We start from the raw sequence: 14,683 nt of genomic DNA, 5'->3' as shown, positions 1-14,683 counted from the left end.
TATAAAGATTCGAATCGTTTCCGTTTGTACTACGGTGCAGATAACAAGCGCGGCCCCAAAGGTAACTTGGGCACACACTCCGATGCCGATGTCACACGCATGCTGGAGCATATGGAAAAAGTGTACGACTATTTTGTACGCGACCGAGGCTTTAAATCCCCCGCACAATCTATTCACGCCAACCGCCCCGGTTCATTCAAAATCAACGTCTATTCGGTGACGGATATCGATGCGGGTGGCTTTATGGGTTACAACGGCACCGCGGGGTTAAGTTATCTGGTGATGCGCAGCAACTTGCTCAATGTCGATAGTATTTCCACGCACGAATTTGGTCATGGAATTACACTCGCTGAAGCTATCTGGATCGATAAAGCGCGCACGGGTGCATGGTGGGAAACAACGGCTGAATGGTTTGCGGATACTTATATGAGCCCGATCACCAACAGCACCAACTTCGATGTCAATTCACTGCATGCCGCATCGAATCTAACCATCGTGCACAAAGATAATTTGTATCAAGCATGGCCGTTCCTGAATTATCTTTCCAACAACCCCGACAATTACGCCAACCTCGGCCGCGATGCGGTGCGCAATTTAATTCGCGCGCATCAAGGTCAGGAAACACCCCTGCACAGTTTGGCGCGCTTGGTGCAACCAACCTCAATCAAAACCTTGGTTGGCCGCTACCGCGCGCGTATCGCTTACGGTGATATTGGCCATCCGTTAGTAAAACAAAAAGTGCTCGCTGCACAACGCGATGCGAGTTTCCGCACGCGCGCCTATCGCAATCTGGAATCTATCGGCAGCAATATGTATCGCGTACTGGAAGCGCGCAAACCGCAATTCACCGGCAGCAATATTATTCCGCTGACTGCGACGGGGAGCGGTGAAATCAATATCCAGGTTACTAACCTGGGTAACGGTTTGAGCGATAGCAATTTCACTGCGATTGTTGCGATCAAAGCAACCAACAACAGCGTTCGCTACGTCGATCTCGCCAACGGTACAGGCAGCTTCCAATTAGCATCGGGTGAGGAGGCCAGCTTGGTGGTGACCAATACGCCGGACTCGCTCTACTTGTACAACGCCTTTGAAAGCACCAGTACCAATCCTGAATCGATTGGACTGAATTACCAAGTGCAGATTTTGGGTGCAAGGCCGAGGGATTAACGGATAGAAAATTTGCTAGCGTCATTGCGACGCTAGCAATAAAAATTTATTTATCTGCAGAGCTATAAAATTATCTGCATATATATTCACTATTACGAATAGGAAATTTTATGCGTATTTACCCAATAACGCGCCACCCAACCAGGCGCACGTCATTCGCGACTATGTTGGCACTAAGTTTAATGACGGCATCTACCGCGAATATCGCTAACGCCGCCTGTATCTACACTGTTACCAATTCATGGGGTTCCGGATTTACCGCTGCCATCCGCATTACCAATGACACAGCTGCAACTGTCAATAATTGGCAAGTCAGTTGGTCTTATGCCAACAACAAAGTGAGCAATTCATGGAACGCCGTAGTTAGCGGTAATTACACAGCGACTAATATTGGTTGGAACGGAACCATTCGCCCCGGGCAATCGGTAGAGTTTGGTTTGCAAGGTACCACTAACGGCGGCGCAATTGAAAAGCCACAACTACAAGGTACTCTTTGCGCAAATACGAATACCAGTGCGTCCAGCCAATCATCAAACAGTGTCAGCAGTCTGGTGCGCAGCTCAAGCAGTGTCAGCCGTGTTAGCAGTTCACGCGCAGCACTCAGCAGCAGCGCCAGCAGTTCCTCGTTGAGCATCATTCCCACCACAACCAATATCGCAACACTCGCAACGGCAACAACCTCTTATGTATCGCCGTGGGAAACCTTGAGCGCAGTGAATGACAACAGCACGCCAGCGAATTCTAATGATAAAAGCAAAGGCGCTTACGGCAATTGGAATAATCCTAATTCGATTCAATGGGTGCAGTACGATTGGCCGCAAAATTACAGCCTGACCGCAACGCAAATTTATTGGTTCGATGACAACGGCGGCGTGCTTACGCCCACACGCGCTTACGTGGAATATTGGAGCGGCAGTAATTGGGTGAGTGCGGGCGATGTACCGCTGGCGAAAAATGCGTTTAATCATTTGCCATTGAACGGTGTAGTCACTAATCGCATTCGCGTGTCCATGCTGAACAACGTGCAATCCACCGGCTTGTTGGAGTGGCGCGTCGCCGGTACTGCAATTGGTCAGCCTGCCTCATCGTCATCCAGTTCACGCAGCAGCATCGCGAGTTCGGCGAGCAGCTCATCGGCATCGGGTAATTGCACCGGTCCGTTAGCAGGCACCAAAGGGACCAACCCATTATTGCCGGCCATTTTTACCGCAGACCCTGCGCCTCTCGTACACAACTGCACTTTTTATATTGCTGCAGGTCACGATGAAGGCACTACCGGATTCTTCTTGCGCGATTGGTATGTGCTGTCATCGACCGATATGGTGAACTGGACCGACAATGGTGCACCGGTAATGTCACTCGGCACATTTACCTGGGCCGATTCCAATGCATGGGCAGGCCAAATGGTGCAACGCGCGGGCAAATTTTATTGGTATGTTCCGGTGAATAAACGCGGTGGCGGAATGGCGATTGGCGTTGCTGTTGCAAACAGCCCGCTCGGCCCATTTAAAGATGCAATTGGCGCACCCTTGGTGGATGACACAATTGAAATGAAAGCGTTCAACTACACCGACGCAGGCCAAACGGTTTACACCATCGACCCAACGGTATTTGTGGATGACGATGGCCAAGCCTATCTGACCTACGGCGGTTTCTGGCGCATGGTCACAGTCGCATTGAACGAGAATATGATTTCACTCAAAGGCGCAATGATTGAACGCACGCCGCGCGACTTTTTTGAAGCGCCCTATCTAACCAAACGCAACGGTATTTATTACATGGTGTACGCCGCTGGTGCCAATCCGGCAACCATCGACTATGCGACAAGCACCAGCCCGACAGGGCCATGGACTTATCGCGGCAGAATCATGGAAAAATTGCCCGCACTTGCGGGGCAAGATGCACCGACAAGCCATCCGGCAATAGCAGAATTTGCGGGCCAGTGGTATCTGGTGTATCACATCAGCAATGGCAAAGGTGGAGGCACCTATCGCCGGCAAGTCGCGGTGGATAAATTAACATTTAATGCCGACGGCACCATCAAGTTGGTTACACCGTCAGCGGGAATGTCGTTCTGAGTTAAATAAACGTGATATAAATAAAAACGGCGCAAGTGAAAGCTTGCGCCGTTTTTATTTGCTGTTATTTTCTAGTAGCTTGCTGAAATACTCTCTACCAAACCCGGCGAGACTATGGGGTTTGATGCGTTAAAGTATTGGTCGCATGTGAAGAAGTAAAAAAATCCCACATCACATCATTAGCCGAAATCACCTGCGATGGCGATTCACTCCCACGCGGTTTTGTTCCACCCGGCCATGAATGTCCGCCGGTGTCAGTCACGCACAATTGCACAGCTACACCGCCTTTGCATTGCGCATATTTTTCACAATAGGCTCCCGGTTTTTCCAATGTCTGTAGTGGCGTTGATTGACAATGATTCTGTGTGACCCATTTTTTTACGCTGTCAGGAACTGAAATAAAATCAGTGACTTTAGATTCATCCCTGAATTTTTTTCCTGCACCGCCATTAAAAAGTACACGGTCGTCGTTTGTAGCGTGGATATGCAAAATAGAGACGGGCTTGCGCGGCTGGCAATCAATTGTATTGTCAGTTCCGGCGACTGCCGCAATCGCGGTAATAGTATCGGACATTTCGCAGGCCAGACGATACGACATCATTCCACCATTAGACATTCCCGTTGCAAAAATCATTTGCCGATTGATATTCAATTCACGCGTCAGGCTTGCAATCATTTTTCTAACGAACCCGACCTCATCGATATTGTTATCGCGCGCACTGGCGCAGCAGGCACCGGCATTCCAGGTGGCAAACTTACCGGATTTAAATTTGCTGTAGCCATTCGGAAACACCACCACAAATCCTTCGGCGTCTGATTTTGAAATCAAACCGTAGTATTCATCCTTGGCCATATAATCCATATCGCCACCACCGCCGTGAAACGCCAACACCAGCGGCGCAGATTTGGACGCTTGATATTGTTTGGGAACATGGATGCGATAAGAGCGCGCGAGACCATCGTGTTGCAGCGAGCGAGTGTAGTCGCCTGGTTTTTGGATTTTTAATGCCCCGGCAGAATCAATCTCATTATCCTGCTGACCCTCGCGCCGCTCCACCACTCGCTGTTTAATACGATCGCGCAAAGACCCGTCTGCCTGCTCATCCTGAGCAATCGCCAGCGGTGGCGACAACAGACAACACACTGCACAAAGTGCTGCAATACTGATAGCAAAGGAACCTTTCAACATGGATAAGGTATTCATTCCGGCACCCTTCGTTGATGTTTAAAAGCTTCTTTTTACCACCGCATGATTAACTGAAACTGACCAGACAGCTCACACTTTGAGTTCAGTAGTTGGTTTTTTTGCTACCAAATCTGGCCGCAATAAAAACACACAGAAAAACGACAATAAAGTGTGGCGACCAACCAATGAAATTGGCAACAGAAACGTATTTCAATGTCGGCAGCGCTAGTAGGGATGCCAGGGAGATAATTACGTCAGCAGCAACAAAACCAATTGCTAAATACAACCAATCAAATGATTTGGTTCTTGAAATTAGATAGATAGCCAAGGCCGACAAAATTCCAACTCCAAGTAATTGAACAACTAGCAAATCCCACATAAACATCACAGGAAAGCGCACCGAGTTTTCTGCAGCCCAATTAGCAATCGAGCCAGGCAGAACAATTGCCGCTGTATGACCGAGAATAAAAAACGCCGAAATATGATAAACAACTGCACCCAACACAGAACCAGCGAGAAAGCTTTTAATCTTTATGCTCATGAAGACCTCCGCTTCGATTAAAATTAATTCAGTTCAGAAACAATCTCATCAAAAACAATCTGACATCTTGGCTTTAAAGCGTCTATTTCGCTATTAAATACATTCAACGGATTTCCTTCGTCATAACAAGATTCTTCTTCAAGAAGATATCCAAATAGCACCTCCGGAACTTTTAAATCCTCCCCCATTGCCTCTCTGGAAGTCCAATCTATAAATTGCTTAATGGATTCATCGGATGTGAAGTCCAAGGTAGTTAATTTGATGGCAAACCGTTCCAAAAAACTGAACTTCCTGGTTTTAGGGAAAACATATGAATCCAGATTTTCACAATAGGTAGGGCCTTTCAGCGATAGCTCAATTAGCGAATCATCAAAACCACCTTCAGCCTTTAGTATTTGTGTGTCAGCCCATGCTATTACTTCTGCATCCGTAAAATAGCCTTCCTTCCATAATGCCATGACTGTAGAGATTTTTTTCATATCATGCCTTGCAAATCAAAACTTGTAGCCAACAGACAACTCCAAATTAGCGCTATAGCCTTCCTCGAAATACTTCAGATTAGAGTTTGTATATTCTTTTTCAAATTCGCCAATCGAAAGCCCTGTTGATGCATTCCAGCCTGACTCCCACAGCCAAATATATCCAACCCCTACCCCATAGCTCTCGCGCTCATATTCATCAAACAGTATTCCTTCTTCATAATCGTCGTAACTATTATCGGTTAAATTATTCCAATAAACCCCATAGAATAAAGAATCTTCGTTTTCATACTGATAACGTTTTACAGAAACTGAAACCGGAAAACCAACACCAAGACTCCACTTACCTTTCTGTACTTCAAAGCCTAAAATACCGGTATAAGGTGAGGCACCTAACTTTCCGTTGAACATATACTCACTACTACTTTCTTCTGCCAACAATCCAGAGGAAATCAGTGACAAACACATAACCATTATTTTTTTCATTTTAAGATTCCTTATTTAATTCTTTTCTGGAGGCACATAACCCTCCGCCTCATCCACTTTCTCACCAGACAAAAACTTTTCCATTTGCTCGGTGAGATAAACTTTTGTGCCCATGTCCATTACGTTCAAACGTTTTTCGTTGATCAGTAATGTCTGGTGGGCCATCCATTCTTGCCAGGCTTTTTTGGAGATGTTGTTGAATAAATCCAAACCCTTGGCACCAGGATAAGGGGGCATATCCAGGCCTTCCAGTTCTTGTTGGTATTTTCGACAAAAAACCATACGGCTCATATTGTTCTCACTTACGTTTAGATGATGTAGTGTTGCGTTTAGGTGCAGCGATTTTTTTAGCAGTTGTTTTTGCTACTGCTGTAGTCGCCCGCGGATCTAATTGCGCGAGTTTTTCCAATAATTTTTTTACGGGTGCTGCCAAGCCTAAGGCATCAGGCTGATGGGGATTGTACCAGTGGGTGGTGGCTTCACCGATAGCGCGCGGTGATTTTGCGAGTTGGATTAATACCGGTGTGATATCCAAATGGTAATGACTGAAGGTGTGGCGGTAGCTGTTCCACTCTTCCAGCTCGATGACTTTGCCGTAATGGTCTTCAGCGTATTCTTTTGCATCGGCATCAATCGCTAATTCAGGAAAACTCCACAGCCCGCCCCAAATTCCCTGTGCGGGGCGCTGTTGCAATAATAAATCGCCCGCGGGATTGCGCAGCATTAATAATTGCACGGATTTTTCTGGCAGCGTTTTTTTCGGTTTTTTCCCGGGATAATCTTTCGGGTTGCCTTGCGCGTAGGCGATGCATCCATCACTCAGAGGACAAACTTCGCATTTGGGTTTGCTGCGTGTGCATAGCGTTGCGCCCATATCCATCATCGCTTGGGTGTAATGATTCGCGCGGGTTTTGGGTGTGTAGGTTTCAGCGATTTCCCACAGCTGTTTCGCCACATCCAATTGCGCAGGCCAACCTTCCACGGCGTGGTAGCGTGCGAGCACACGTTTGACGTTACCATCCAAAATCGCAGCGCGTTTTTGAAAAGCGATGCTGACAATTGCACCGGCAGTGGAGCGGCCTATACCAGGCAACTCCGCCAGAGCTTCCACGGTTGCAGGAAATTCACCGCCGTATTGATTCACTACTGTTTGTGCACACTTGTGCAGATTGCGCGCACGTGCGTAGTAACCCAAGCCAGTCCATAAATGCAGCACTTCATCAATCGGCGCAGCGGCGAGCGATTGCACAGATGGGAACTGGGCGATAAAACGCTCGAAATAGGGAATCACCGTCGTGACCTGGGTTTGCTGCAACATGATTTCTGACAACCACACCCGATAAGCGCTTATGTCTTGTTGCCAAGGCAGGTGTTTGCGCCCGTGTTTATCAAACCATTTGAGCACTTGCCCTGAAAATGAAACCGCCATAAATTCGCCAATAAATTCCAATAACTAACCGCTAAGCCAATGGCTAACAACCAACCAAATGGCTAACAACTAAAAAGTCCCCTACAATTCGTTGCAAAATAACGCGCCATTTCCCAATCAGCATCATCAGGGCGGGACATTACTACAACAGAACGAATGGAATAATAAAAATGAACACAAGCTATGTAATTAGCCGCTGGCTATTGTTGAACATCGCCCTTGGATTTGCACTAGTGTTAAGCGCTTGCGGTGGAGGGGGCGGAAGCAGCGGAGGCGGAGGTGGTAGCAAATCGAGCGCTGTACCCGTTGTCGATTTCCTCGTGAGCGCCACAGCGGGATCGGGCGGAAGTATTACGCCGGCGAACCGCCGGGTGGTATCCGGCCAAACAACCTCTTTCACCCTGGCACCCAATGCGAACTATGACGTTGCTGGTGTATCTGGCTGTAATGGCAAGTTAGAAGGGAATACCTATACGACAGGCACAGTCACCCAAGACTGCACCATAGATGTCACATTTGCGCTGAAATCCTATCAATTAACAACACTGATTGAAGGTAGTGGCAGCATCACTCCAGCTACCCTTGCTGTACACCATGGGGATGAAGCACGTTTTAGTATTGCCGAAGCCGAAGGTCACAGTTTTAGCCTTGCCCAGGGTTGTGATGGTTACTTCGACTACACCCAGCGCGTGTATATCATCCCCTCGGTCACGCAAAGCTGCCAACTGAAAGCCAGTTTTCATGACTCAGCCTACGTTCACTTCGCCGATGCCGCGCTGGAGCAAAAGGTCCGCGACTCCTTGGGCGTCACCCACGGCGAACCGCTCAAACAAACCGAAGTGGATCAACTGCAAGAATTAAAAGCGTCCTTCAGCAACATCGAACGACTGGAAGGATTGGAGAAAGCCAGGAATTTGCGTACGGCGATGCTGGACTTCAATAAAATCACCAATATCAGCCCGCTGGCTGGGCTTTCACTCAGGAATTTGGCACTGTCCAGCAACCCCATCAAGACCTCCCAAATGGCTTTTTTGGCCGGCATGCCACTTGAAGGACTCTTTATGGATGAGACTAAGATCGATGATATTTCGATCCTCGCTACTAAGCCCCAACTAAACAACTTAAGTTTCCGTTACACGCAGGTGCGCGATCTCTCACCATTAACAGGCTTAAGCCAATTGGAAATATTGTCCGCCGACCGCACATCGGTTGTTGATCTTTCCCCCACACTAAACCTGCCCAAGTTATTTGCCCTGAGCGCAGGAGGTTGCCTAAAAACACAAGGCTTCTCCCGCGCACTGCAAATCAAGGAACAGCTGGAACAGCGCGGTGTGCTCGTATTCTTGGCGCCACCCAAAGAGTGGGTAAACCAAAACTGCCCCAAAACCGACGCTATCAATCAAGTGACTCTCGGTGGCGTTCTTGCAGATGGCGCCCTGGATCTCAACTGGCAAATCTCGGCCGACAACACCGGCCCCTGGTTATGCGAAATCCACTTTAATCTGGATAGCCAGCAGCCACGCATCCCCACCAAAATAATTGAAAACTGCCAAGCTCAGGATAGCCTTCGCCTGAGCGGCCTTAACCTCTACGAATATGAGCCCTATCTGGTGGTCGATTCAGGTCTGTATAACGATAGAAAAGTATCCGCACCGCTGAAACTAACCACTGCTAATAAACCGCAAACGGCGATCTTGCAGTCTTACGATTGGGCGCAAACCCTGTTGAAAACCAACCCGTTACTGGTTGCCGATAAAGCCGCCACCCTGCGCTTACATGTCACCGCGCAAACCAGTGTCGCACTCCCCAATGTACAAGTGTTTGCCGAACTCGCTGGCCAACGCGAAGCCGTTACCGTCACTCCACCAGCAGGACAACTGCCCACCAGCAAACGGCAGGGTGAACGCAACCAGAGCTTCTACAGCACAATCCCCGCACGACTCATGCAACCAGGGGTGAAATTTGAGGTGCTACTCAACAATATCCCGCAGTTGCAATTAACCCCGGCCTTCGCCCAAATAAAGGGGATCAACCTGATGTTGGTACCCATCCAACTGGGCGATAAAGTCAGCACATTGCCGGATGAGAATATGGTGCGAAGAAGTATCACCCGCTTTTGGCCGTTAAGTGAAGTCCATATCACTCAACGAGCGCCCTACCAAATAACAACACCAGCAGACCAGACAAATACCACCGCTATGTTGTACGAGCTTAACGATCTCAGAATCGTCGAAAACGGCGCGCCCTATTACTACGGCTATTTTGACCCCGCATTTAGCAATAACGATTTCTTTATCGGCGCCGGCTTCACTGGCGGGATGGTTGCTGTCGGTATTAATAGCGCAACTGAGTTAGATATGACACTCGCCCATGAAATGGGGCACAGCTTTGGACTGCAACACGCCCCCTGCGGCACATTCGCCAGTGTTGATAAAGAATACCCTTACGCTGGCGGCATCACCGGCAGCTACAGCACCGATCCCGACTACACCAGTATTTACGGGACGCAGATGAAAGATTTAATGGGTTATTGCGATGGCAAGCAGGTGTCAGATTACCACTACGAAAAAGCACAGGATTATTTGATTGGACAAGCAGGAAAAGCGCACGTCATTGATACCACACAGGTTGCCGCCGGCCTGCAAGCTCGCAAAATTAGCAGCGCCCGCACCAGCCTGTACATGCGCTTTGCAGTGGACGATGTTGATGAGCACGGGGCAACGGTGCGCGTTGCCCAGCAAATTGCCCTGCCACACATGCCCCGGTTGCCAGCAGACGATTCATATCGCGCCCAGGTAACCTTCACTGATGGCAGTGCGCAGACCATTCCAGTCACCCACTTGCTGCCAGACCACAGTGTGGTTGCCGGCAACTATCAACTCCAACTGGCGATCCCAACTCTGGGCCGGCAGCCCCTGCACTTGACGCTTTGGGAAAATGACAAACGCCTGTTCGATCATCCATTCAATACCGATGCCACCGAAAAAGGCGCCGCTTCCCGAAGTACCGTGAACAAGCCGACGAGCAATATGAATAGCGCACTGCAATACCGGAACAATGAAATTTGTGTAACGCGGGACACATCAGGCGCGCCCCATGCCAACCTGCTATGGCACCATTCCGAAGGTGTGATTGCACTTGCACTGAGTGAGACCGCGCGTCACTTCTGTCGCCCATTGGACCATCTGCCCAGCGGCAAGGCAGAGCTGCAAGCTTTTTGATGTCATGCTCACCCGCTGCCGGTTTAGCCAGCAGCGGGCGCCGATGACACCGCGGCCGACGCCTCAGATGAAGAAGTAGCCCCTTTGTTCAAACGCTGCTGCAATTTATCCAACAATTTATTTTTTTCTTTCTCGACCTTTTGTTTTAGCTCGTCTTTTTTCTCTTCATATTTTGCCCCGTGTTTTTCTTTTACTTTGTAAACAGCGTAGTCTTTGGTTAATTCAACCAGTAATTCTTTGTCGGGACGGCAATCGCTGAGCGGATTGATTGCGCCAAAGGAACCTTTGCAACGGAGTAATTCCATTCCGCGCTCCAACCAGTATTGACTGCCAATACTGCAACCACCCGCACTGGTGGTTACTGCAACTTGCTCGGCAGTAATAGTGTCAGCTTTATCTTTGATTAACTTAAACGGCAGAAAAATATCGTATTCATCAGTAGCGAGATTAATTTTTCCGGTTGAACCCAATTGCAATTTTTCCACACCGGCTTTAAAGGTATCGATAGTAATAATTTCATCGCGCCATTTGATGCTGCCGGACAATTCATTCATTTCAGTGTATTCATTCCACACCTTCGTTGGGTCTTCTGTTTTATTGACCAAATTCACCAGCTTACAAAATTGCTGTTCTAAATTGATGGGTAGCAAACGCACCTGTGCGCCCGAAAAAGTGGCGTTACTGCGCAGGGATTTAAAAAGCTGATTGACCGAATTGCCTTGCGTGCTGCCGAGTGCACGCGCCTGCACGGCGCCCTGCAAACCAAACTTGGAATCCATTTCCATATCTTTTAATAAAGGCTCCAACTCCAAGCCCTCTACACCTGCGTCAAATTGCACTTGCGCCTGCTGGCCGCGTGCATCTAATTGCCCCTTGGCGGTGATAGCTCCGGCATAGGCTTGTGCGGTGAGGTTTTGTTCGATCATGCCGTTTTTGGCGAGTACTTTTAACGCGACGTTTTCCAATGCAATTTTATTGACGATGAGTTTTTTCAACGTAAGTTTGGCGTTGATATTTAAACCACGTAACGATTCCAATGGAAGCTGGGTATCTTCTGCTGGTGCAGCGGTAGTTTGTGCAGGCGCCTCGCTCGGGGGGGGCAAATAATCATCCACATTCATTTCATCGCCATCTAAGGCCAGCTTGAGTGCGCCAGTGGAAAAATCGGTAATGCCGATGCTGCCAGAAAAGTTCGTGTTATCCAGTACCAGTTTTAGATTTTCCAATTTCACTTTTTTAGCAGTGCCATCTACACCCGATGAAAATGCAACCTTGCTGAGCGCATCTTTATTAGCGGTATCCAAATCAATACCGAGCGCGGCCAGTAATTTTCGCGCATTCATTTCGGTGAGTTTTATATCACCTTTGTACGCCAATTCTTTTTGTAAATCGGTGATAACCAGTGCGTAATCGAACGCGAATTCAGCGGTATCGCCGCCGATAATTTCCGCCTGCAATTTGCCGTCCGCCAATTTGATATTGCTGATGGCGTCATCCACGCTAATCGTGTTTTTTAATGCAGCTTGCAACTCCAACTTGTCGGTGCCGGCTTGTGCCAACTCCATCACAAACGACAAATCCAGCGCAAAAGGTGCAGCGCGGGTATTTACATCGCTCATGGTGAGATTGATATCGCGTAGCGCAATGGTTTGTCCGCTCTGCGCATCGCTGTAATTCACTTTTGAATTGCTGAGGCTGATGTGCTGGATATCGAGTTTTAAATTAGTGTCGGCTGCCGGTTCTGGTTGGGTAGATTTGGCAGGTTGATCGGGTTTACTGAGCGCTTCCCAATTGCCTTTACCCTTGGCATCGACCTTGAGCGAAATCACCGCACCATCGACAGCGATGTGATCCACCTGAAAATCGCCGGAGAAGAGTGGCATCAGCGCCAACATCAAACTCGCTTGCTGGATTTCGGCGATGGGTTGGTCAGGCTCTTCCAGTGCGGCGACGCGCACCTCATTTACTGCCACACCCAAACTCGGCCACAAATCCCAACCCAGATCGCCGTTTATTTGCAGGGCGATGCCCTGGTCTTTGGCGATGGCTTCGATGCGCGGCTTAAAGCGGTTGGCATCGACCAAAAAAACCAGTGCCACAACAGCGAGCATTACCAACACCACCAGCACGGCGAGACTTTTAAGCAGAATTTTCATAATGACTTCCTCTGTGATGAATCGACCAACAAGCGACAGCAGGCATGGTCAGTTTCAGGCTTAGAGTGGAGTGTATGGACAAAGTGCCGGGAGAGCCAACCAAAACCGGCCGCAGGTCACAAAACAAAAGTAAACGATTTCGCGTATTTCAGTGCCACTTTTACTCGAACGCGGCACAGGTACTGCCACTTTGCAGCGCCGCCGCAACTGGGGTGCGCTCACCGACAGGATCCTTATGCTGGTAGGGCTGCGGCGAGTGTCATTGGATGACCACGCGGGCTTTTCGGTTTCGCTGTACCAAACCCTAATTCCGCCTCGCTGCACAACCACTCAGCTACTCAACCACCAATAACGAATAAAAGGTGATGCTATGAACTCTCCTCGTACGCTAATTTCACATCTAAAGGAATGGCTCTACGCTGGCTCAACCGCAGCCTGCATGGTCGCAACCTGCATCATTGCCAGCCCCAGCCATGCGCAGAGCAATGCGATCCCCGCCGGTGACCGTGTGTTAATGGGCGCATTTGTCGATCGCGATTGGACCGCTGCTCACCCCTGCGGCGACAAAATCACCCAGGATTGGGAATGGGCTGACAACAAACAGTGGTACGGCAATGCATCGCCCTATTTCGGCAAAATTTTCCCGGAAGTCTTTCGCCCGGACGGCAGCAAAAACTGGTATTACCTCTGGGAAGCCGAGGTAGACAAGATCAAAGCGCAAGGCCGCGTGCCTTATATCAACCTTGAATTCCACGGCGAATTGGCGCTGCACGACAACAGCAAATGCTGGTGGAAGTGGGATACCTCTAATCAACGGGTTGATCGCAACATCATCAAGGAAATTCTGGATGGCAAACATAACGACATCATCGACAACATCGCCCACGGCTTGAAAGCCGAGAAAGTGCCGGTAGTCATCGATCTTTTCCACGAAGCGAATGGTGCCTGGTACGACTGGAGCCCCTGTAAAAACCGCGAAACCTGGGCGCGTTTTAGAGATGCGTTCAAACATGTGGTAGATCGCTTCCGCGCAGTGGGTGCGACCAATGTGCAATTCGGCAATTCCATTTGGCCCAACTCGGATTGCTGGACCGACGCCGGCCCTCACGGCACGGGCGCAATAGTCGCTGACATGTATGTACCCGGCTATATGGATTGGATCGGCATTGATATTTACGGTGGTGCTGATGCCAGCTTCAAAAGCATCCTTAACCCTTGGTACAACCAATTAGCCGCAACCGGTCGCCCCATCGTGATTGGTGAGATGGCGGTTACCCCGGGTGCGCATAAAGCCCAGTGGATTCGCGATTTCGCCGACGCCTTTACCAGCGGACAGTATCCAAAACTGCGTGCCTTCAACTGGTTTGATATCGACAAGCAAGGCGAGGCCAACTGGCGCATCGACGCCGACGGCGCCGGCCCGGTGTTTGACGCCGCCATGAAACACCCCAAGATGACCGGCAGTTTCGGTACCTATGAACTTAAAAACAAAGCCAGTGGCAAGTGTCTGGATGTGCCCGCTGCATCTACTGCTAACGGAGCCAAGTTACAGGTATATACCTGCAATGGCACCAATGCGCAGACCTTCACCCTCGCTGATCTGACAGGTTACAAAATGGAATTGCGTGCACTCAACAGCGGCAAGTGTGTGGATGTTGCCGCTGCTGGCAACGCCGATGGCACTCTCGTACAACAGTACGATTGCAATGCCTCAGGCGCGCAAACCTGGACCATGAAGGTCATCACCTGGGCACCGCTGGAAGTGGAATTCGTCGCTGCTCACTCTGGCAAATGCCTCGATGTTGATATGGGCATAGGCCCTAAAGTGCACCAATGGTGGTGCACCGGCGGAGCCGCCCAACGCTTTGTATTAACCAAACGTTGATTCCCGTTTAGGGGGCGCAAGCCCCCTTTTTTTCACGTCTTTATTCCTCTAA

At 49.3% G+C, this 14,683-nt stretch carries 11 protein-coding genes; 4 read left to right on the top strand and 7 right to left on the bottom strand.

The window, feature by feature from the left end:
* Both ACWA6V_RS06620 and ACWA6V_RS06615 read left to right on the top strand, forming a co-directional pair.
* Positions 1-1,170, top strand: a 1,170-nt coding sequence (locus tag ACWA6V_RS06620) for a DUF6055 domain-containing protein (RefSeq protein ID WP_449521736.1), incomplete at its 5' end; no start/stop codon positions are given.
* 110 nt (positions 1,171-1,280) lie between these two features.
* Positions 1,281-3,248 carry a family 43 glycosylhydrolase gene (locus ACWA6V_RS06615; RefSeq protein WP_449521735.1) on the top strand — a complete coding sequence of 656 codons (1,968 nt, stop codon included), beginning with the start codon at positions 1,281-1,283 and terminating at the stop codon, positions 3,246-3,248.
* A 112-nt stretch (positions 3,249-3,360) separates the two neighbouring features.
* On the opposite strand, the gene ACWA6V_RS06610 is transcribed toward ACWA6V_RS06615, so the two are convergent.
* The 6 genes from ACWA6V_RS06610 to mutY all read right to left on the bottom strand — a co-directional run bounded on the left by ACWA6V_RS06610 (position 3,361) and on the right by mutY (position 7,369).
* Positions 3,361-4,452, bottom strand: coding sequence for an extracellular catalytic domain type 1 short-chain-length polyhydroxyalkanoate depolymerase (locus tag ACWA6V_RS06610; RefSeq protein ID WP_449521734.1), 1,092 nt, complete (start codon positions 4,450-4,452; stop codon positions 3,361-3,363).
* Between the two features lie 85 nt (positions 4,453-4,537).
* Complete coding sequence (locus ACWA6V_RS06605) at positions 4,538-4,975, bottom strand: hypothetical protein (RefSeq protein ID WP_449521733.1); 438 nt, start codon at positions 4,973-4,975, stop codon at positions 4,538-4,540.
* A gap of 23 nt (positions 4,976-4,998) precedes the next feature.
* Entirely contained in the window at positions 4,999-5,454 is a 456-nt protein-coding gene (locus ACWA6V_RS06600) for a hypothetical protein (RefSeq protein ID WP_449521732.1), read from the bottom strand.
* A gap of 15 nt (positions 5,455-5,469) precedes the next feature.
* Positions 5,470-5,940: a hypothetical protein gene (locus ACWA6V_RS06595; protein WP_449521731.1), complete on the bottom strand. Its 471-nt coding sequence runs from the start codon at positions 5,938-5,940 to the stop codon at positions 5,470-5,472.
* 15 nt (positions 5,941-5,955) lie between these two features.
* A complete protein-coding gene (locus ACWA6V_RS06590) occupies positions 5,956-6,231 on the bottom strand; it encodes an oxidative damage protection protein (protein ID WP_331352861.1) in 276 nt (91 codons plus the stop codon).
* Between the two features lie 7 nt (positions 6,232-6,238).
* Positions 6,239-7,369: an A/G-specific adenine glycosylase gene (gene mutY, locus ACWA6V_RS06585; protein ID WP_449521730.1), complete on the bottom strand. Its 1,131-nt coding sequence runs from the start codon at positions 7,367-7,369 to the stop codon at positions 6,239-6,241.
* 170 nt (positions 7,370-7,539) lie between these two features.
* Between mutY and ACWA6V_RS06580 the strand changes: the two genes are divergently transcribed.
* On the top strand, positions 7,540-10,590 hold the full coding sequence (locus ACWA6V_RS06580; RefSeq protein ID WP_449521729.1) for a M66 family metalloprotease: 3,051 nt from the start codon (positions 7,540-7,542) through the stop codon (positions 10,588-10,590).
* A gap of 23 nt (positions 10,591-10,613) precedes the next feature.
* On the opposite strand, the gene ACWA6V_RS06575 is transcribed toward ACWA6V_RS06580, so the two are convergent.
* A complete protein-coding gene (locus ACWA6V_RS06575) occupies positions 10,614-12,746 on the bottom strand; it encodes an AsmA family protein (protein ID WP_449521728.1) in 2,133 nt (710 codons plus the stop codon).
* 370 nt (positions 12,747-13,116) lie between these two features.
* Here ACWA6V_RS06575 and ACWA6V_RS06570 point away from each other — a divergent pair, with 370 nt between their 5' ends.
* A complete protein-coding gene (locus ACWA6V_RS06570; RefSeq protein ID WP_449521727.1) occupies positions 13,117-14,631 on the top strand; it encodes an RICIN domain-containing protein in 1,515 nt (504 codons plus the stop codon).
* Positions 14,632-14,683 lie beyond the last annotated feature (52 nt).

This window comes from Cellvibrio sp. (assembly GCF_053579595.1).
Note: the sequence above shows the minus strand (reverse complement) of the source record. Positions and strands in the feature narration are given on the sequence as shown.